This is a genomic window from Burkholderia lata (assembly GCF_902499335.1).
Lineage (GTDB): Bacteria > Pseudomonadota > Gammaproteobacteria > Burkholderiales > Burkholderiaceae > Burkholderia > Burkholderia lata_B.
Window position 1 is genome coordinate 43,182 of record NZ_CABVQK010000018.1, and the last position, 20,246, is coordinate 63,427.

The window sequence follows — 20,246 nt, forward strand, 5'->3', positions numbered from 1 at the left end:
TCAGCCGCGAGAATAACCGGGCGCCCGAAGGGCGGCCGGCGTCAGAACAAGAAAAGGGTGGGGCGCCGCACTATTGCGGTCGCCTTACCCTTTTTTGTTGTCAGCACTCGCCGGGCCGAGCCAAGCCAGCCAGGATGAAGAGGCATGCTGGGAATGGGGGGCTGCGCCCCTCAAAGCGAACATAGTGAGCGTTGGGGGCTGTTTCCCCTTAGTCGGAGTTTGAATGAGCGTTACCACGTCGGGGTTGCAGTCGAAGTCGGGTCAGGGTGCGTCGAAGCGCGCGGTCGAGCTGCTGAGCTCGATGCGCTTCGCAATTGCGCTGCTGGTGGTGCTGTCGATTGCGAGCATCATCGGCACGGTCCTGACCCAGGACGATCCGTATCCGAACTACGTGAACCAGTTCGGGCCGTTCTGGGCGGACATCTTCCGCTCGCTCGGCCTGTACAACGTGTACAGCGCGTGGTGGTTCATGCTGATCCTGATCTTCCTCGTCGTGTCGATCTCGCTGTGTGTGATCCGCAACGCGCCGAAGATGCTCGCCGATGCGAAGAGCTGGAAGGACAAGGTTCGCGAAGGCAGCCTGCGCGCGTTCCACCACAAGGCCGAATACACGACTTCCGGCACCCGCGCGACGGTCGCGGCGACGCTCGCCACGTTCGTCACCAAGGCCGGCTACAAGCACATCGTGCGTGAGAACGACGGCGCGACGCTGATTTCCGCGAAGCGCGGCGCGATGACCAAGTGGGGCTACATCTCCGCGCACCTGGCGATCGTCGTGATCTGTATCGGCGGCCTGCTCGACAGCAACCTGCCGATCAAATTCCAGATGTGGATGTTCGGCAAGAGCCCGGTCAACACGAGCGCGACGATCAGCGAGATCTCGCCCGACCATCGACTGTCCGCGTCGAACCCGACGTTCCGCGGCTACGCGTGGGTGCCCGAGGGGCAGTTCGTGTCGACCGCGATCCTGAACCAGCCGAGCGGCTCGCTGATCCAGGACCTGCCGTTCTCGATCCAGCTCAACAAGTTCATCGTCGACTACTACACGACGGGCATGCCGAAGCTGTTCGCGAGCGATATCGTCGTGATCGATCGCGAGACCGGCCAGAAGATCCCGGCGCGCGTCGAGGTCAACAAGCCGTTCACGTACAAGGGCGTGTCGATCTACCAGTCGAGCTTCCAGGACGGCGGCTCGCAGATGCAGATGACGGCCTACCCGATGACGGGCGGCAACGCGAAGACCTTCCCCGTGAAGGGCACGATCGGCAGTTCGGCGCCGCTGCAGATGCCGGGCAACGATGGCGACACGATCGAGTTCTCCGATTTCCGCGCGATCAACGTCGAGAACATGGCCGACGCGAACGGCAAGCCGGACGTGCGCGGTGTCGCGACGACGAGTTCGCTGAAGGAAGTGTTCGACGAACGCCTCGGCTCCGGCGCGAAGACGTCGAAGCCGACGCAGCTCCACAACATCGGCCCGTCCGTGCAGTACAAGATCCGCGGCAAGGACGGCCAGGCGCGCGAATTCAACAACTACATGCTGCCCGTCGACATGAAGGGCGAGCGCGTGTTCCTTGCCGGCGTGCGTGCGAGCCCGAACGACCCGTTCCGCTACATGCGGATTCCGGCCGACAGCCAGGATTCGATCGGCGAATGGATGCACCTGCGCGCCGCGCTCGAGGATCCGTCCGCGCGTGCCGAAGCCGCTGCGCGCTTCGCGCAGCGTTCGCTGCCGGGCACCGACGCATCGCTGCGCAGCCGCCTGCAGGACAGCGCATTGAAGGTGCTGACCCTTTTTGCGGCGAGCGACGACAGCGTGGGCCGCGGCGCTGATGGCCAGCCGATCGGCGGCTTCCAGGCCGTGGCGACGTTCATCGACCGCTCGGTGCCCAAGGCCGAGCAGGAGAAGGCCGCGAGCCTGCTGCTGCGCATGCTCGAAGGCTCGATGTGGGAGGTCTGGCAGATCGCGCGCGAGCGTGCGGGCGAGCCGGCGGCGCAGCAGGGCACCGACACGATCCGCTTCGTGCAGAACGCGATCAACGCGCTATCCGACAGCTTTTTGTATGGATCGCCGGTCTATTTGCAGCTTGATTCATTCAAGCAGGTGCAAGCTTCGGTATTTCAGTTGACGCGCGCACCCGGCAAGAATCTGGTGTATCTTGGCAGCCTGCTGCTGGTCGCCGGCATCTTCTCGATGTTCTACGTGCGCGAGCGGCGCCTCTGGTTCTGGCTGAAGGACGCCGGTTCGGGCGTCGATGTGGTGATGGCAATGTCCTCGGCCCGCAAGACCTTCGATTTCGAGAAAGAATTCGTGCAGACGCGCGACGCGGCCGGTGCCGCCTTGCACGCCGCACCTCGCGACGCCGCGCCGGCCGGTGCGGCATCGACGGCCCGTCCGCCTGCCGGCGGCGGTTCCGATTCCGAGAATTCCACCCGGTAACATCATGGATCTCACGCAAGTTTCCTCTTCCCATCGGGCGTCGGCCCAGGCTCCGGTTACGGCGCCGCTGTTCGACGACCGTCCGTTCCTCGCGCGCCTGTCGCTGCTCGACTGGCTGTTCGCACTGGCGCTCGTGGTGGGCGCGGGCTATGCGCTCGTGCACTACAACGAGCACATGGATTACTACGACAAGGCGGTGATGATCGGCACCGCGCCGGCGCTCATCGCGCTCGGCTGGCGCTGGAAGCCCGCGCGGCTGATGATGGCGTCGATCGCCGTGCTGGCGCTGCTGTCGATCCAGATCTATCAGGGCGATCTCGCGCGCGCCGATTCGGCGTTCTTCCTCAAGTACTTCCTGTCGAGCCAGTCCGCGATCCTGTGGATGAGCGCACTGTTCGTGCTCGCGACGATCTTCTACTGGATCGGCTTGCTCGCGCGCTCGGAGTCGGGCTCCGCGATCGGCCAGAAGCTCACGTGGGTCGCCGTGCTGATGGGCTTCACCGGCCTGATGGTGCGCTGGTACGAGTCCTACCTGATCGGTGCGGACGTCGGGCACATTCCGGTGTCGAACCTGTATGAAGTGTTCGTGCTGTTCAGCCTGATCACCGCGCTGCTCTATCTGTATTACGAAGGCCACTACGGCACGCGCGCGCTCGGCGCGTTCGTGCTGCTGGTGATCAGTGCGGCCGTCGGCTTCCTGATGTGGTACTCGGTCGCGCGCGACGCGCAGCAGATCCAGCCGCTCGTGCCGGCACTGCAGAGCTGGTGGATGAAGATCCACGTGCCGGCGAACTTCATCGGCTACGGCAGCTTCGCGCTGTCGGCGATGGTGTCGGTCGCGTACCTGATGAAGGAGCGCGGCGTGCTCGCGGATCGCCTGCCGACGCTCGAGGTGCTCGACGACGTGATGTACAAGTCGATCGCGGTCGGTTTCGCGTTCTTCACGATCGCGACGATCCTCGGCGCGCTGTGGGCCGCCGAAGCATGGGGCGGCTACTGGAGCTGGGACCCGAAGGAAACCTGGGCGCTTATCGTGTGGCTCAACTACGCGGCGTGGCTGCACATGCGCCTGATGAAGGGGCTGCGCGGCACGGTGGCCGCATGGTGGGCGCTCACGGGCCTGCTCGTGACGACCTTCGCGTTCCTCGGCGTCAACATGTTCCTGTCCGGGCTGCACAGCTACGGCAAGCTGTAAGATTTCCGCTGTTCGTCCGACTATGAAACCGCCGGTGCACTGCGTGCCCGGCGGTTTTCTTTTGTAACGGGCGGGCGGTCCGGGCGTCGAACGGCGCAAGACGGGTCGGGTCGAACGCTCATGAAGCTGCGCGCGGCGCATGCAGGAGGAGCAGTACGATGTGGATCAAACGCCCTTTGCGAAACGTACTGACCGGCGGCGATATCGCACCCGGCGAAATCACGCCGCGTGCGGTCTTCGAGAACCGGCGGCGCGTATTGCAGGCGGCCGGCCTCGCTGCGGCGGGCGGGCTGCTCGGCGGCAGCGGCGCAGCATTGGCCGCCTATGCGTCGCCCGATGCGCGGGCCGCGAAGCTCGCGGCGAAAACGAATCCGAAGTTCGTCGCGGCCGACAAGGTGACGCCGTTCAAGGACATCACGTCCTACAACAACTTCTACGAATTCGGCACCGACAAGAGTGATCCCGCGCAGAACGCCGGCACGTTGCGGCCGCGCCCGTGGCGCGTGAGCGTCGAGGGCGAGGTGCTGCATCCGAAGGTGTTCGATCTCGACGAACTGCTGAAGCTCGCGCCGCTCGAGGAGCGTGTGTACCGGCTGCGCTGTGTCGAGGGATGGTCGATGGTGATCCCGTGGGTCGGCGTGCCGCTGTCCGAGTTGATCAAGCGCGTGCAGCCGACCGGCAACGCGAAATACGTGCAGTTCATCACGCTGGCCGATCCGTCGCAGATGCCCGGCCTCTCGACGCCCGTGCTCGACTGGCCGTACTCGGAAGGCCTGCGGATGGACGAGGCGATGAATCCGCTGACGCTGCTGACGTTGGGCGTCTACGGTCAAGTGCTGCCGAACCAGAACGGCGCGCCGGTGCGGATCGTCGTGCCGTGGAAGTACGGTTTCAAGAGCGCGAAGTCGCTCGTGAAGATCCGCTTCGTCGACAAGCAGCCGAAGACGAGCTGGAACACGTACGCGTCGAACGAGTACGGCTTCTATTCGAACGTGAACCCGAACGTCGATCATCCGCGCTGGAGCCAGGCGACCGAGCGGCGCATCGGCGAGGACGGCTTTTTCACCCCGAAGCGCAAGACACTGATGTTCAACGGCTACGGCGATCTCGTCGCGTCGATGTATCAGGGCATGGACCTGAAGAAGAATTTCTGAGGGCGACGGTGAGAAACGACATGCCTCCTTCGACGCTGACGGCCGCGCCCACAGCCGGCGCCAGCCCGGCTGCACGTGCCGCGCGGGCCGGTGCGGTCCGTCCCGCTGCCCCACGCTGGCTCGCGCCGGCCAAGGTGCTGGTTTTCGCGGCCGGCCTTTATCCGCTCGCGCGTCTCGTGCTGTTCGGGCTGACCGACCGGCTCGGCGCGAATCCGATCGAGTTCATCACCCGCTCGACGGGCCTCTGGACGCTCGTGATGCTGTGCGTCACGCTCGCCGTCACGCCGCTTCGGCGCATGACCGGGTTCGCCACGCTGTTGCGCTTTCGCCGGATGATCGGGCTGTTCGCATTCTTTTACACGACGCTGCACTTCACGACCTACCTGTGGTTCGACAAGTGGTTCGACGTCGTTGCGATCCTGAAGGACGTCGGCAAGCGCCCGTTCATCACGGTCGGTTTCGCCGCGTTCGTACTGCTGATTCCGCTCGCGGCAACGTCGCCGCGAGCGATGGTGCGCCGGCTCGGCCGCCACTGGGCGACGCTGCACAGCGCGATCTACGCGATCGTGCTGTTCGGTGTGCTGCACTTCTGGTGGATGAGGGCCGGCAAGCACAATCTCGCGCAACCGAAGCTGTATGCGGTGATCGTCGCTGTGCTGCTCGGCTGGCGGCTCATTGCATGGGGATGGCGGCGCGTGCGCGCGTGACGGTGCGCCTGAAAAACAAAAGGCGATGACCGGGAAGTCATCGCCTTGTTTCGTGAGCCGTGCAGGCGGCGCGTCGTTACTTCGCGACGGCCGGGCTCGACGCCGGAGCGGGCATGGACGATGCCCCGCTCGACAATTCGGGTGACAGCGTGAGCGGCGTACCGGACGAATCGGGCACACTGTCGGACGACGCGTTTTCATCGGTCGGCTTCACGTCCGACGGCGGTGCGTCCTGCTGCTGAAGTGGCTTGGGCATCGGAGGCACGGTGGGCAGGTAGAGCGCGCCGCTTTGACCGCAGCCGGCAAGAATCGCCAAAGCCGCTACAATCGCGCTCATCCGGAAAACGACTCGCATGATCGTCCCTGAACAATTGAACCGATAGAGTTTAGCATGTCCGATACCGAATACCTGACCCGTGCCGAGGCCGTACTGGCGGCCGTCGAGCGTACCGTCGACGACGCCAACGACGGCGATCACGACATCGATCTGGAGCGCAACGGCAGCGTCCTGACGCTGACGTTCGAGAACGGCTCGAAGATCATCGTCAACCTGCAGCCGCCGATGAAGGAAGTGTGGATCGCCGCGAAGGCGGGCGGTTTCCACTACCGTTTCATCGACGGCGAATGGCGCGATACGCGCACGGGTACCGAGTTTTTCTCGGCGCTCACCGAATTCGCGACGCAGCAGGCCGGCCTGCCGATCACGTTCAGCGCGCCGTAACAGCCCGGGCCGAAGCCGGGGCCGCGCCCCGACGCGTCGTGCCAAAGAAAAAGCGCCCCGCGGGGCGCTTTTTTCATGTCCGTGCCGGTGGTCAGTGCGCGAACAGGTTCATGATGTCCTGCTTTTCCTGCTCGTCGACGTGCGGCACGGTTGCGTCGACGTTCTGCGCGGCCGGTGCTTGCGGTACGCCAACCGTCGACACGAAGCCGTGGCCCGGCGCGAACTCGGTGAAGTACAACTCGCCGCCGAGCGATTCGACGCCGTCCGGTACCGTCGGCTTGAACTCGGGCACGCCCTTCAGCGCGGCGCCCATGTAGTCGATCCAGACCGGCAGCGACAGGCCGCCGCCCGTTTCGCGATCGCCGAGGCTGCGCGGGTTGTCGTAACCGATCCACGCGATCGCGGCGAGCGTGTGCTGGTAGCCGGCGAACCACGCGTCGTGCGAGTCGTTCGTCGTGCCGGTCTTGCCCGCGAGGTCGGTGCGCTTCAGCACGTTGGTCCGTGCGCCCGTGCCGCGCTGCGCGACGCTCTGCAGCAGGCTGTTCATCACGTACGCATTGCGCGGGTCGATCGCACGCGGCGCGTTCTGCTCGGCGACGAGCGGCTGCGCGCGCACGACGATCGCGCCGTTCGGATCGGTGACTTCGGCGATCAGGTACGGATTGACGCGGTAGCCGCCGTTCGCGAAGACCGAGTACGCGCCCGCCATCTGCAGCGGCGTGACCTGGCCCGCGCCGAGTGCCATCGGCAGGTAGGCCGGATGGCGTTCGGCGTCGAAGCCGAAGCGCGTGATGTACTGCTGCGCGTACTTCGTGCCGATGTGGTTCAGGATCCGGATCGACACGAGGTTGCGCGAGCGCTGCAGCGCGGTGCGCATCGACATCGGGCCTTCGAAGCCGCCGCCGTAGTTCTTCGGCTCCCACGGCTGGCCACCCGTTTCTGCCGCGCTGAAATACAGCGGGCCGTCGTTGATCACGGTTGCCGGTCCGAGGCCCTTGTCGAGCGACGCCGAATAGATGAACGGCTTGAACGACGAACCCGGCTGCCGCCACGCCTGCGTGACGTGGTTGAACTTGTTCTTGTTGTAGTCGAAGCCGCCGACGAGCGAGCGGATCGCGCCGTCCTGCGGGACGATCGACAGGAACGCGCCCTCGACCTGCGGCAACTGCGTGATCGACCATTTGCCGGTGTCGTTCTTCACGACGCGGACGATCGCGCCCGGGCGGATGCGGCGATTCGGCTGCGCGTTGGCCGACAGCGCGCCCGACGCGAAGCGCAGGTTGTCGCCTTCGATCGTCGCATTGCTGCCGTCGATGAACGCAACCGTGATCTGCCGCGGGCTGGCGGCCGTGACGACCGCGGCAATCAGTTCGCCGTTGTCGGGGTGTTCGAGCAGCGCATCGTCGATTGCCTGTTCGCGGTCGTCGGCACCGGCCGGCAATTCGATGAAGCCTTCCGGCCCTCGATAGCCGTGCCGGCGTTCGTAATCCATGATGCCCTTGCGCAGCGCGGTGTACGCGACCTGCTGGTCCGCGGAGTCGATCGTCGTGACGACGTTGAAGCCGCGCGTGTAGGTTTCCTCACGGTACTGCGCGTACATCATTTGTCGGACCATTTCCGCGACGTACTCGGCGTGCACGCTGAAATCGCGGCCCGGCCCCTTGACGACGAGCGGCTGTGCGACGGCCTCGTCGTACTGCTCGCGCGAGATGAAGTTCAGCTCGAGCATCCGTTGCAGGATGTATTCCTGGCGCACCTTCGCGCGCTTCGGGTTCACGACCGGGTTGTACGCGGACGGCGCCTTCGGCAGCCCGGCGAGCATCGCGGCTTCGGCGAGCGTGATGTCCTTCAGGTCCTTGCCGAAATAGACCCGCGCGGCGCTCGCGAAGCCGTACGCGCGCTGGCCGAGATAGATCTGATTCATGTAGACCTCGAGAATCTGATCCTTCGTCAGCGCACGCTCGATCCGGTACGCGAGCAGCATCTCGTAGATCTTGCGCGTGTAGGTCTTCTCGCTCGACAGGAAGAAGTTGCGCGCGACCTGCATCGTGATCGTGCTCGCACCCTGCGACGCATGGCCGTTCGTCAGCGCGACGATGCCGGCGCGGACGATGCCGGTGAGGTCGACGCCGCCGTGATCGTAGAAGCGCGCGTCCTCGATCGCGAGGATCGCCTTCTTCAGCGAGTCGGGCACGTCCTTGAAATGGACGACGTCGCGGCGCTCTTCACCGAATTCGCCGATCAGCACGTGATCGGACGTATAGATGCGCAGCGGCACCTTCGGCCGATAGTCGGTCAGCGCGTCGAGCGACGGCATGTTCGGCCACGCGACGACGAGCGCGTAGCCGAGCACGAGGCCGCCGGCCACGACGAGCGCGACGCACATCGTGGCGAATCCGAGCAGGACTTTTTGCCACCAGGGCCGCTTCTTCGGCTCCGGGGCGGGAGGCGGGGACGTAGGAGTCGTGGATTGCATAGGCATACCGGAAAACAGTCCCGCGATTATAGCTGCCCGGTAAGACCGGTCCTGACGCGGGGGCCGCCCGCCCCGAAGCCGCGGGCTGGCGTACTTCCAGCATAGCCCGCGCGAGGCCGTCGGAAGCGGATGCTGGCCGTTAGGCCGACTGTCGGCCGCACGCGCCGCTTTGCAGAATCAGGTCTCGGAAACGCGGCATGGGCCGCGACGATTTCGGGAGGCTGGGATGGCGGGACGATGGGGAGCGCGGTTTGCGCAGGGCGGGCACCGGTCGACGGGAATCGACGTCGGTGCGGACGAGGTGAGGGTGGTCGTGCTGAGCCGGCGCGGCCGGGGCGCTCAGGTGTACGTCGAGGGGCTCGAGCGGGAGCCGGTCGGGTTGGCGGGCGGGCCCGAGGATGCGCGCTGGGCGGCGGTCGCGCGTGCGCTGGCCGCAGCCGTGTCGAGGCTCTCGGCGGCCGGCGTGCGTTGCGACGCGCGCGGCGTGATGGCGTTGCACGATGACGAGATGCGCACCGCGACGCTGGACCTGGCCGGGCGGGACGACATCGAGGACGCCGCGCGGCAGGCGGCCGAACGCATCTCGGGGCTGGCACCGGACAGTCTCGCGTTCGACTGGCGGCAGGATGGCGGCGCGGGGTCGGGCGAAATCGAAATTGCCGTGGCCCCGCTGGCGCTGCTCGAACGGCGGATCGACGTAGCCGCGCAGGCCGGTGTCGACCTGACGGTGGTCGACGGCGAGTCGGCCGCTGCGTTGCGTGCGTTGCGCCATGCCGCGCAATTCGAACCCGACGCGCAGGCTGGCCCCTACGCGGCGCTCTGGTTTCATGACTCGGGCGTGCACGGCTGGCGCATCGACGGCCCGTTGGCCGTACCGGTGCTGACGCTGTCCGGCGCCGTGCCGGGGGCGTTTCCCGATGCATTGCGCCGGCGCTCGCTCGGGGCCGTGTGTTGCGTGCTCGTGGCCGGGGACGAGCGGTGTATCGCCCGTTTCGATACGTCCGTCGCCGAGATCGGCGACGTGCTCGGCGCGGTTGCGGTGCCGTTCGACTGTACGGGCTGGAACGGGCAACCGTGCCCGCCCGCCGGCACGCCGGGCGGCCCGGCATTGGCTGTCGCATTCGGGCTGGCATTGCGCGGGGTGTGGGAATGACGGCCTGTCGTGCGGAGCCGGGCGGCTTCAACCTGTTGCCGTACCGCGAGCGGCTCGCGCAGGCGTTGCGACGTCGTCGGGCCGCGCAGTGCGGTACGGCGATTCTGTCCGGCGTGCTCGGCGCCACCCTGTGGACGGGCGCCGCCGCGGGGGCGCGGTGGCGGGTGGATGCCGAGCGCGCAAGCGTGGAGGCGCGGCTGCGGCAGTTGCAGCCGCAGGTGGGCGCCGCGACGCGCGCTGCCAACGCAGCGGCCGTCGCCTCGCAGCGTGACGCGCAGGCGGACGCGCTTGCCGTTCCCTACCGGCACGTCGCGGGGCTGCTGGCCATGTTGGCGGAGGTGCGCGACGGCACCGTGCGGCTCGACGCGCTGCGCACGACGTCGGCCGGTGCCGTGCTCGATGCACGCGCCGCGAGCTACCGGGCGGCCGCGCGATGGCTCGCGGGGATGGCGCGCGAGCAGCGTGGCTGGCGGATCGACATCGATGCGTTGAAGCCTGCCTCGGATGCTCCAGTCGCCACGGGCGGGATGCCTTTCCGGTTCTCGGTTCAACTGCGCTGGCACGACGCGATGCCGCCTCGGCAAGCCCCGGGAGGTGGCGCATGATGGCGGCGCTCGCGCATCGGCCCGCACGGCGTGGCGATGAATGGCTGGGCCGCATGTGGCGCATGTCGCCGGCGGCTGCACACATCGCAGGCTGCATGCTCGCGTTCGCGGCCGTGCTGGCGGGCGGCATTCATCTGGCGAATGCCGCCGATTGGAGCGGGCTTGCGCACAGCCGCGCGTTGCTGGCGGCGGCGCGGATGCGTGAGGCCGACGCGCAGCGTGTTCTGATGGCCGCTGCCCGGCAACGCGACGGGCATCCGGCGGCGGCACACGGCAATCGCTCGTCGCGTGCGCCTGAATGGGCCGCGTTGATGCTGGAACTGGCTGATCGCGCCGAGTCGAGCGGGCTGCGCGACGTATCGATCGAGCCGTTGCGCGCCGATGGTGCGGTACCGGACGGCCGGCGCACGGTGCGCATCGTCGCGGATGGCGGCTTTCGCGCGTTGCGGCAGATGGTCGGCGGGCTGGCGCGTTTCCCGGTGCTGGCGGTGCCGACCGTGTTGCGTGTCGAACGGGGCAAGGACGCCGCGCGCGTGGAAATGTCTGTCGACGTGTTCCCGGGGTTGCCGGCGGTCATGTCCACGGGCGGGGAGACGCCGGTTCTGGCCGATGCGCCCGGTGCCGATCCGTTCGGCGAGGCTGATTCGTCTGAAGCGACTGGGGCGGCGGCCCGCCTGGCCGGCACGATTCGCGATGGGCGCACCGGTCTCGCGTTGTTCGACGACGGTGGCGGCGCGTTCACGGCCGTGGTGCCCGGCGAAACCCTCGGGGCAGCGCGGGTGGTGCGAGTCGATCTCGCCGCCGTGACGCTCGAGACGGCGGACGGTGCATACCGAGCTACCCTGGAAGATGGGAGGCGGCCATGATGAAGCACGGATGTCGGGTGCTCGCCGTCTGGGCCGGCTTGAGCGCGGCCGGCGCAAGTGCCTCGTTGCCGCCGCTGCCGGCCGTCTGGCCTGCAGCATCGACGGATAGGCCGGTGCCGGGCCTGCCGCTGCCGCAAGGAGCGGTGGACGGTGCGGACAACGCCGTGTCGACGGAGGCCGGCCCGCCGCCGTTCGACCAGGCGGCTCGCGCGGCGCTTCAGGCGGAGGCCGCCGCCCCGGCACCCGGGCTGGAGGGGCCGCCGATCCCATTGGCGCCGCCGGCCCGGATGGGCGACGCTGCTGCCCGACACCCGGGCGATGCGGACGACGCACGGCGGATCTCGCTGAATCTGCAGGGCGCGGGGCTCGCGGCCGCGTTCGACGCGTTCGCGCGGTTCACCGGACTCAATATCGTCGTCGGCGAGCAGGTGCGCGGCACCGTCACGTTACGTCTGAACAATGTGCGCTGGCGCGATGCCTTTGACACGCTGCTCGATACGCACGGGCTCGCGATGTCCCGGCGGGGCAACGTGATATGGGTCACGCCGGCGGCCGAGCTGGCCGCGCGCGAACGCGAGCGCTTCGAAATGCACGCGCGGGCCGCCGATCTGGAGCCACTTTCGAGCCGTACGTTCGTGCTGCACTATCCGCGCGCGCAAGACGTGCAACGGCTGCTGGCCGGTGCCACCGGCCAGCGCCTGCTGTCGAAGCGCGGCGCCGCGGCGGCCGATCCGCGCACGAATCTGCTGTTCGTCACCGATCTCGCGCCGCGTCTCGACCAGGTCGCGAGCCTGATCGATGCGATCGACCGGCCGTCGCGGCAGGTCCGGATCGAGGCCCGCATCGTCGAGGGCGAGCAGGGTTTTTCGCGCAATCTCGGTGCACGCGTCGCGCTGCGGGCGCAGGAGCGGCCGCCATCGGGCGAGAGCGGCACGTTCACGGCCGGCGCGCGCAACGCGCTCGACCTTGCTGCGCGGCCGCTCGGCGGCTTCGAAGCGGCAACCGCTGGCTTCACGCTATTCGCCGCGCCGCTCAGCCGTGTGCTCGATGTCGAACTGAGCGCGCTCGAGGCGCAGGGGCGGGGCCAGATCGTTTCGAGCCCGCGCGTGGTGACCGCCGATCGCGTCAAGGCCATCGTGGAACAGGGTTCGGAGCTGCCGTACCAGGCGAAGGTCGGCAACGGCGTGAGCGGCGTGCAGTTCCGCCGGGCGACGCTCAAGCTCGAGGTCGAGCCGCAGATCACGCCGGACGGGCGCGTGGTGCTCGACCTGGATGTGACGAAGGACAGCATTGGCGAGCCGACGGCGGCCGGCCCGGCGATTCATACGAAGCACGTCCAGACGCGCGTCGAGGTCGAGAACGGCGGGACGGTCGCGATCGGCGGGATCTATGAGCAACTGAACAGGAACGATGTGACGCGCGTGCCGCTCTTGGGCAAAATACCATTTCTGGGCGCGCTTTTCCGGCACCGCGCGCAACGCGACCAACGCAACGAACTGGTCGTCTTCATCACGCCGACCGTCGTCGATGCGCGCTGCAATGCGCGCGGCGCGGTCAGCGCGGATGCCGAAAAAACAGGGCCGGAAGCCGCCGGCGCAGGCTCGACAAGGCAGCCGCTTTGCCAGTAAGCTGCGCCACACCAGCAAGATTGAAGCAGAGGAAGCCGTTGCAAGCGCGGGACCCACATGCAAACGTATTTTTCGTCGGCCTTATGGGAGCGGGTAAGACCACCGTGGGCCGTGCGGTCGCGCGTCGTCTCGACAGGACGTTCTTCGACTCCGACCACGAAGTCGAAGCCCGCACGGGCGCGCGCATTCCGGTGATCTTCGAGATGGAGGGCGAGGCCGGGTTTCGCGATCGCGAATCGCAGGTGATCGCCGAGCTCTCGCAGCGCGAGAACATCGTGCTCGCGACGGGCGGCGGCGCGGTGCTGCGCCCGGAAAATCGCGACTGCCTGAAAAACGGCGGCATCGTCGTCTACCTGCGCGCCAATCCGCACGATCTGTGGCTGCGCACACGCAAGGACAAGAACCGCCCGTTGCTGCAGACCGAAGATCCGAAAGGGCGGCTCGAAGCGCTGTACGAGGTACGCGACCCGCTGTACCGCGAATGCGCGGATTTCGTCATCGAGACCGGCCGTCCGTCGGTCAACGGTCTCGTCAACATGGTGCTGATGCAACTCGAACTGGCGGGCGTCATCGCCAAGCCGCTACAAGCATGATTACTGTCAACGTCGATCTGGGCGACCGCGCCTATCCGATTCACATTGGCGCCGGCCTGATCGGCCGCGCCGAGCTGTTCGCGCCTCACATCAAGGGCTCGTCCGTCACGATCGTCACGAACACGACGGTCGATCCGCTCTACGGCGACGCGCTGCGCGCGGCGCTCGCGCCGCTTGGCAAGCGCGTGTCGACGGTCGTGCTGCCGGACGGCGAGGCGTACAAGAACTGGGAAACGCTGAACCTGATCTTCGACGGCCTGCTGACCGACCGCGCCGACCGCAAGACGACGCTCGTCGCGCTCGGCGGCGGCGTGATCGGCGACATGACGGGCTTTGCGGCCGCGTGCTACATGCGCGGCGTGCCGTTCATCCAGGTGCCGACGACGCTGCTGTCGCAGGTCGACTCGTCGGTCGGCGGCAAGACGGGCATCAATCACCCGCTCGGCAAGAACATGATCGGCGCGTTCTACCAGCCGCAGGCCGTGATCGCGGACATCGGCGCGCTGACGACCCTGCCCGACCGCGAGCTGGCGGCCGGCGTCGCCGAGATCATCAAGACCGGCGCGATCGCCGATGCGGAATTCTTCGACTGGATCGAAGCGAACGTCGACGCGCTGAACCGTCGCGACCCGGCTGCGCTCGCGCACGCGGTGAAGCGCTCGTGCGAGATCAAGGCGAGCGTGGTGGCTGCCGACGAGCGCGAAGGCGGCCTGCGCGCGATCCTGAACTTCGGCCACACGTTCGGCCATGCGATCGAGGCCGGCCTCGGCTACGGCGAGTGGCTGCACGGCGAGGCGGTCGGCTGCGGGATGGTGATGGCCGGCGACCTGTCGGTGCGGCTCGGCCTGCTCGACGAAGCGTCGCGGCAGCGTCTCGATGCGGTGATCGCGGCCGCGCACCTGCCGACCCACGGGCCCGCGCTCGGCGACGCGCGCTACATGGACCTGATGCGCGTCGACAAGAAGGCGGAGGCCGGCGCGATCAAGTTCATCCTGCTGAAGCGATTCGGCGATACGCTGATCACGCAGGCGCCGGACGAAGCCGTGTTCGCTACACTGGCACAGACGACCCGCTAACGGCCGCCCGGATGCACCGGCGCCCCTGACCTGGAGGAGACGTGAGCGAGACATCCAGCAGCACATTGCCCGAAGCCGGCCGCGCATCCGCTGCGCCGGTGGCCGAGCCGCCGACGCTGGCGGCGCTGGAAGCCCATCTCGCTCCGTATGCCGCACACGCGTTGCAGTCGCGCGGCCGCCGCCATCCGGAAACCCCGCCGGCGGCGCGCACCGAATTCCAGCGCGACCGCGACCGCATCGTTCATTCGACCGCGTTTCGCCGTCTCGAATACAAGACGCAGGTCTTCGTCAATCACGAAGGCGACCTGTTCCGCACACGCCTCACGCACAGCCTCGAAGTCGCGCAGATTGCGCGCTCGGTCGCGCGCAACCTGCGCCTGAACGAGGATCTCGTCGAGGCGATCTCGCTCGCGCACGATCTCGGTCATACGCCGTTCGGCCATGCCGGGCAGGATGCGCTGAATGCCTGCATGCGTGAGCATGGTGGCTTCGAACACAACCTGCAGAGCCTGGCGGTGGTTGATGAGCTCGAGGAGCACTACGGCGCGTTCAACGGGCTGAACCTGTGCTTCGAGACACGCGAAGGCATCCTGAAGCATTGCTCGCGCGAGAATGCGCGCAAGCTCGGCGCGCTCGGCGAGCGCTTCCTGCAGGGCCGCCAGCCGTCGCTCGAAGCGCAGCTTGCCAACATCGCGGACGAGATCGCGTACAACAACCACGACGTCGACGACGGCCTGCGCTCCGGCCTGATCACGATCGAGCAGCTCGCGGAAGTCGAGCTGTGGCAGCGCCACTACGAGGCGGCGCTCGCCGAATTCCCGCACCTCGAAGGCCGCCGTCTCGTGCACGAGACGGTGCGCCGCATCATCAACACGCTGATCGTCGACCTGATCGACGAGACGACGCGCAATCTCGCGCGCGTCGCACCTGCGTCGCTCGACGACGTGCGCGCCGCGCCGCCGCTCGTGTCGCACAGCGAATCTGTTGCCGCGCAGGCGGCCGCCCTCAAGCGTTTCCTCTTCAAGAACCTGTACCGCCATTACAAGGTGATGCGCATGGCGAGCAAGGCTCAGCGCGTCGTCACCGGGCTGTTCGAGGCGTTCATCGACGATCCGCGGCTGCTGCCGCCGCCGTACCAGTCCGACGACGCCGCGCAGCAGCCGCGTCTCGTCGCGCACTACATCGCCGGCATGACCGACCGCTTCGCGCTGAAGGAGTATCAGCGCCTCTTCGTCATCAGCGACAACTGACTGTCACAAACGATCACTAGACTTCGCCGGTTCAATGGCGACGGGAATGTTGCACACGCTGTTGGTAACGTTTTCATAGGAGAGAGGTCGATGAAGAAGAAGCCTGCGGGGACACTGGTTCGTTCGATCGCGCTGGGCGGCGCGCTGATGTTCGGGGTACAGCACGTGGCGCTCGCCGCGACGGAAATCCAGTTCTGGCATGCGATGGAGGCCGCGCTCGGCGAGCGGGTCAACGCGATCGCCGACCAGTTCAACGCGTCGCAGAGCGACTACAAGATCGTGCCGGTCTTCAAGGGCACCTACGACCAGGCGCTCGCGGCCGGCATCGCCGCCTATCGCAGCGGCAACGCGCCGGCGATCCTCCAGGTCTATGAAGTCGGCACGGCCACGATGATGCAGGCGAAGAAGGCCGTCGTGCCCGTCTACGACGTGTTCAAGCAGGCCGGCGTGCCGCTCGACGAAAAGGCGTTCGTACCGACCATCGCGAGCTACTACAGCGACGCGAAGACGGGCCATCTCGTATCGATGCCGTTCAACAGCTCGACGCCGGTGCTGTACTACAACAAGGACGCGTTCAAGAAGGCCGGCCTCGATCCGAACCAGCCGCCGAAGACGTGGGCCGACGTGCAGGCCGACGCCGAGAAGCTGCGCAAGTCGGGAATGGCCTGCGGCTTCACGACCGGCTGGCAGGGCTGGATCCAGCTCGAGAACTACAGCGCCTGGCACGCGCTGCCGTTCGCGAGCCGCAACAACGGCTTTGACGGCGGCGACGCGGTGCTCGAATTCAACAAGCCGCAACAGATCGCGCACGTCTCGTTCCTGCAGCAGATGGCGAAGGACGGCACGTTCACGTACGCGGGCCGCAAGGATGAGGCGTCGGCGAAGTTCTACAGCGGCGACTGCGGGATCCTGACGACGTCGTCGGGCGCGCTCGCGAACGTGCAGAAATTCGCGAAGTTCAGCTACGGCACGGGCATGATGCCGTACGACGCGAACGTGAAGGGCGCACCGCAGAACGCGATCATCGGCGGCGCGAGCCTGTGGGTGCTGGCGGGCAAGGATCCGGCGACCTACAAGGGCGTCGCGAAATTCCTCGCGTACCTGGCCTCGGCGCCCGTCGCCGCGAAATGGCACCAGGACACGGGCTACCTGCCCGTGACGACCGCCGCGTACGACCTCACGCGTCAGCAGGGCTTCTACGCGAAGAACCCGAGCGCCGAAACCGCGATCAAGCAGATGCTGAACAAGCCGCCGCTGCCGTACACGAAGGGGCTTCGCCTGGGCAACATGCCGCAGATCCGCACGGTGGTCGACGAGGAGTTCGAACAGGTCTGGGCGCAGAAGAAATCGCCGAAGGACGCGCTCGATTCGGCCGCGTCGCGCGGCGACGAACTGCTGCGCCGCTTCGAGAAGTCGGGCGGCTGAGCCTGCATCGCACCGTGCCGCCGGCCGCGTCGCATCCCGTACGGATGCACGCGCCGGCCGGCGGCATGGCCATCTTTCCGTTGCGCCTGACCGGATATCCGCGATGCAATCCCGTTCCCGTTTCGGTACGAGCCTGTTGCCGTACCTGCTGATCGCGCCGCAGCTCGCGATCACCGCCGTGTTCTTCCTGTGGCCGGCCGGCGTCGCGCTGTGGCAGTCGACGCAGATGCAGGACGCGTTCGGCACGTCGAGCGAATTCGTCGGCCTCGCGAACTTCACGCACCTGTTCGCCGATCCGCTGTATCTCGATTCTTTCCGCACGACGCTCGTGTTCAGCTCGCTCGTCACGGTGGGCGGGCTCGTCGTGTCGCTGCTGCTCGCCGCGTGCGCCGACCGCGTGATCCGCGGCGCGCGCGTGTACCGCACGCTGCTGATCTGGCCGTACGCGGTCGCGCCGACGATCGCCGCCGTGCTGTGGGCGTTCCTGTTCAATCCGAGCATCGGCCTGATCACCTATGCGCTCGCGAAGAGCGGCATCGTGTGGAACCATGCGCTGAACGGCGGGCAGGCGATGTTTCTCGTCGTGCTGGCATCGGTGTGGAAGCAGGTGAGCTACAACTTCCTGTTCTTCTACGCGGGCCTGCAGGCGATCCCGCGCTCGCTGATCGAGGCGGCCGCGATCGACGGCGCCGGGCCGGTGCGGCGCTTCTTCAACATCGTGCTGCCGCTGCTGTCGCCCACCAGCTTCTTCCTGCTGGTCGTGAACCTCGTCTACGCGTTCTTCGACACGTTCCCGGTGATCGATGCCGCCACCGGCGGCGGCCCGGCGCAGAGCACGAAGATGCTGATCTACAAGATCTTCGCGGAGGGCTTCCAGGGGCTCGATATCGGCAGCTCGGGCGCGCAGTCGGTCGTGCTGATGATCATCGTCGTCGGGCTCACGGTGATCCAGTTCCGCTTCGTCGAACGCAGGGTGCAATACGCATGATCGAAAATCGCAAGGGCTTCGACCTGTTCTGCCACGCGGTGCTGATCGCGGGCGTCGTGCTGATCGTGTTTCCCGTCTATGTCGCGTTCTGCGCGGCGACGATGAACGCGCAGGAAGTGTTCACGGTGCCGCTGTCGCTCGTGCCGAGCACGCACCTGTTCGAGAACGTCGCGTACATCTGGGGGCACGGCAGCGGCGGCACGACGGCGCCGTTCGGCCGCCTGCTCGTGAACAGCTTCGCGATGGCGCTCGGCATCTCGGTGGGCAAGATCGCGGTGTCGATCCTGTCCGCGTACGCGATCGTCTATTTCCGCTTCCCGTTCCGCAACACGGCGTTCTGGCTGATCTTCATCACGCTGATGTTGCCGGTGGAAGTGCGGATCTTCCCGACCGTGCAGGTCGTGTCGACGCTGCACCTGACGAACACCTATGCGGGGCTCACGCTGCCGCTGATCGCATCGGCGACCGCGACGTTCCTGTTCCGCCAGTTCTTCATGACGCTGCCCGACGAGCTGATGGATGCCGCGCGCATCGACGGCGCGGGGCCGCTGCGGTTCTTCTGGGACGTCGTGCTGCCGCTGTCGAAGACGAGCATCGCGGCGCTGTTCGTGATCACGTTCATCTACGGCTGGAACCAGTATCTGTGGCCGATCCTGATCACGACGGAGGCATCGCTGTCGACGGCGGTGGTGGGCATCAAGACGATGATCGCGAGCGGCGACGCCGCGACCGAATGGCAATACGTGATGGCGGCGACGCTGCTGGGAATGATCCCGCCGCTCGTCGTCGTGCTGGCGATGCAGCGCTGGTTCGTGCGCGGCCTCGTCGATTCCGAGAAATAAATGACGGACGGCAAACGGGAGAAAGACCAAGAATGGCTGCGCTGAGCTTGAAGGGCGTCAGGAAATCCTACGACGGCAAGCAGCACGTGCTGCATGGCATCGACGTGGAGATCGCCGACGGCGAATTCATCGTGCTGGTCGGCCCGTCGGGCTGCGGCAAGTCGACGTTGCTGCGGATGATCGCGGGGCTCGAGACGGTGACGGACGGCGAGATCGCGATCGGCGAGCGCGTCGTCAATACGCTGGAGCCGAAGGATCGCGACATCGCGATGGTGTTCCAGAACTACGCGCTGTACCCGCACATGACGGTTGCGCAGAACATGGGCTACGGGCTGAAGATCCGCGGGATCGAGCGCGCGACGATCGATTCGCGGGTGGCCGCGGCCGCGAAGATCCTCGAACTCGAGCCGCTGCTCGCACGGCGGCCGCGCGAGCTGTCGGGCGGCCAGCGGCAGCGCGTCGCGATGGGGCGCGCGATCGTGCGCGAGCCGTCGGTGTTCCTGTTCGACGAGCCGCTGTCGAACCTCGACGCGAAACTGCGCGTGCAGATGCGGCTCGAGATCCAGCGGCTGCATGCGCGGCTCGCAACGACGAGCGTCTACGTGACGCACGACCAGATCGAGGCGATGACGCTCGCGCAGCGTGTGATCGTGATGAACCGCGGCTACGCGGAGCAGATCGGCGCGCCGGTCGACGTGTACGAGAAGCCGGCGACGGTGTTCGTCGCCGGCTTCATCGGCTCGCCGGCAATGAACCTGATGCACGGCCGGCTGTCGGACGACGGCGCGACGTTTACGGTTGCGGGCGGCGGCCCCGCGCTGCCGGTCGCAGGTGCCCCCGGCATCGGCGCGGCGATCGCCACCGGGCGCGACTGGGTGCTCGGCGTGCGTCCCGAACACATGACGCCGCAGCCGGGCGTCGCGCAGGCGACGCTGCCGGTCGACTCGTGCGAGCTGCTCGGTGCGGACAATCTTGCGCACGGCCGCTGGGGTAATCACGACGTCGCTGTGCGCCTGCCGCACGCGGACCGTCCCGCACGCGGCACGGCGCTGGCAGCCGCGCTGCCCGCGCACCGGCTGCACTTCTTCGATCCCGAGACCGGCAAGCGTGCCGGCTGAACCTGCTGC

General features: G+C 67.1%; 18 protein-coding genes. 16 read left to right on the forward strand and 2 right to left on the reverse strand.

The features are described 5' to 3' along the window. Positions 1-223 precede the first annotated feature (223 nt). From BCO18175_RS34265 to msrQ, 4 genes are all read left to right on the forward strand, one after another. Positions 224-2,440, forward strand: coding sequence for a cytochrome c biogenesis protein ResB (locus BCO18175_RS34265; protein ID WP_174987432.1), 2,217 nt, complete (start codon positions 224-226; stop codon positions 2,438-2,440). A gap of 4 nt (positions 2,441-2,444) precedes the next feature. Then, positions 2,445-3,635 carry a c-type cytochrome biogenesis protein CcsB gene (gene ccsB / locus BCO18175_RS34270; protein WP_174987434.1) on the forward strand — a complete coding sequence of 397 codons (1,191 nt, stop codon included), beginning with the start codon at positions 2,445-2,447 and terminating at the stop codon, positions 3,633-3,635. A 158-nt stretch (positions 3,636-3,793) separates the two neighbouring features. Then, positions 3,794-4,789, forward strand: coding sequence for a protein-methionine-sulfoxide reductase catalytic subunit MsrP (msrP, locus tag BCO18175_RS34275; RefSeq protein ID WP_174987436.1), 996 nt, complete (start codon positions 3,794-3,796; stop codon positions 4,787-4,789). A 20-nt stretch (positions 4,790-4,809) separates the two neighbouring features. Further along, the gene (msrQ, locus tag BCO18175_RS34280) at positions 4,810-5,496 is read left to right on the forward strand and encodes a protein-methionine-sulfoxide reductase heme-binding subunit MsrQ (protein WP_174987438.1); all 687 of its coding nucleotides are present in this window, start codon (positions 4,810-4,812) and stop codon (positions 5,494-5,496) included. A gap of 76 nt (positions 5,497-5,572) precedes the next feature. On the opposite strand, the gene lptM is transcribed toward msrQ, so the two are convergent. Beyond that, the gene (lptM, locus tag BCO18175_RS34285) at positions 5,573-5,851 is read right to left on the reverse strand and encodes an LPS translocon maturation chaperone LptM (protein ID WP_174919058.1); all 279 of its coding nucleotides are present in this window, start codon (positions 5,849-5,851) and stop codon (positions 5,573-5,575) included. A 36-nt stretch (positions 5,852-5,887) separates the two neighbouring features. Here lptM and cyaY point away from each other — a divergent pair, with 36 nt between their 5' ends. Continuing rightward, positions 5,888-6,217: an iron donor protein CyaY gene (cyaY, locus tag BCO18175_RS34290; RefSeq protein ID WP_174987439.1), complete on the forward strand. Its 330-nt coding sequence runs from the start codon at positions 5,888-5,890 to the stop codon at positions 6,215-6,217. 91 nt (positions 6,218-6,308) lie between these two features. On the opposite strand, the gene BCO18175_RS34295 is transcribed toward cyaY, so the two are convergent. Further along, complete coding sequence (locus BCO18175_RS34295; protein WP_438820525.1) at positions 6,309-8,693, reverse strand: penicillin-binding protein 1A; 2,385 nt, start codon at positions 8,691-8,693, stop codon at positions 6,309-6,311. 226 nt (positions 8,694-8,919) lie between these two features. Between BCO18175_RS34295 and BCO18175_RS34300 the strand changes: the two genes are divergently transcribed. The 11 genes from BCO18175_RS34300 to BCO18175_RS34350 all read left to right on the forward strand — a co-directional run bounded on the left by BCO18175_RS34300 (position 8,920) and on the right by BCO18175_RS34350 (position 20,237). After that, the gene (locus BCO18175_RS34300; RefSeq protein ID WP_174987441.1) at positions 8,920-9,846 is read left to right on the forward strand and encodes a competence protein ComA; all 927 of its coding nucleotides are present in this window, start codon (positions 8,920-8,922) and stop codon (positions 9,844-9,846) included. Beyond that, positions 9,843-10,451, forward strand: coding sequence for a fimbrial protein (locus BCO18175_RS34305; protein WP_174987443.1), 609 nt, complete (start codon positions 9,843-9,845; stop codon positions 10,449-10,451). The genes BCO18175_RS34300 and BCO18175_RS34305 overlap by 4 nt, the downstream gene beginning before the upstream one ends. After that, the gene (locus BCO18175_RS34310) at positions 10,451-11,317 is read left to right on the forward strand and encodes a pilus assembly protein (RefSeq protein WP_174987625.1); all 867 of its coding nucleotides are present in this window, start codon (positions 10,451-10,453) and stop codon (positions 11,315-11,317) included. Before BCO18175_RS34305 ends, BCO18175_RS34310 begins: the two co-directional genes overlap by 1 nt. Then, positions 11,314-12,945 carry a type IV pilus secretin PilQ gene (locus BCO18175_RS34315; protein ID WP_174987445.1) on the forward strand — a complete coding sequence of 544 codons (1,632 nt, stop codon included), beginning with the start codon at positions 11,314-11,316 and terminating at the stop codon, positions 12,943-12,945. The genes BCO18175_RS34310 and BCO18175_RS34315 overlap by 4 nt, the downstream gene beginning before the upstream one ends. A gap of 38 nt (positions 12,946-12,983) precedes the next feature. Next, a complete protein-coding gene (locus BCO18175_RS34320; protein ID WP_174987447.1) occupies positions 12,984-13,538 on the forward strand; it encodes a shikimate kinase in 555 nt (184 codons plus the stop codon). Beyond that, positions 13,535-14,614: a 3-dehydroquinate synthase gene (gene aroB / locus BCO18175_RS34325; RefSeq protein WP_174987449.1), complete on the forward strand. Its 1,080-nt coding sequence runs from the start codon at positions 13,535-13,537 to the stop codon at positions 14,612-14,614. The genes BCO18175_RS34320 and aroB overlap by 4 nt, the downstream gene beginning before the upstream one ends. 41 nt (positions 14,615-14,655) lie before the next feature. Next, a complete protein-coding gene (locus BCO18175_RS34330) occupies positions 14,656-15,864 on the forward strand; it encodes a deoxyguanosinetriphosphate triphosphohydrolase (RefSeq protein ID WP_174987451.1) in 1,209 nt (402 codons plus the stop codon). Positions 15,865-15,954: 90 nt separating this feature from the next. Next, a complete protein-coding gene (gene ugpB, locus BCO18175_RS34335) occupies positions 15,955-17,289 on the forward strand; it encodes a sn-glycerol-3-phosphate ABC transporter substrate-binding protein UgpB (protein ID WP_174987452.1) in 1,335 nt (444 codons plus the stop codon). Between the two features lie 103 nt (positions 17,290-17,392). Beyond that, positions 17,393-18,277 (forward strand): sn-glycerol-3-phosphate ABC transporter permease UgpA, encoded by an 885-nt coding sequence (gene ugpA, locus BCO18175_RS34340; protein ID WP_174987454.1) that lies wholly within the window; start codon positions 17,393-17,395, stop codon positions 18,275-18,277. Beyond that, a complete protein-coding gene (gene ugpE / locus BCO18175_RS34345; RefSeq protein WP_174918468.1) occupies positions 18,274-19,119 on the forward strand; it encodes a sn-glycerol-3-phosphate ABC transporter permease UgpE in 846 nt (281 codons plus the stop codon). The genes ugpA and ugpE overlap by 4 nt, the downstream gene beginning before the upstream one ends. 32 nt (positions 19,120-19,151) lie before the next feature. After that, positions 19,152-20,237 carry a sn-glycerol-3-phosphate import ATP-binding protein UgpC gene (locus tag BCO18175_RS34350; protein ID WP_174969748.1) on the forward strand — a complete coding sequence of 362 codons (1,086 nt, stop codon included), beginning with the start codon at positions 19,152-19,154 and terminating at the stop codon, positions 20,235-20,237. Positions 20,238-20,246 lie beyond the last annotated feature (9 nt).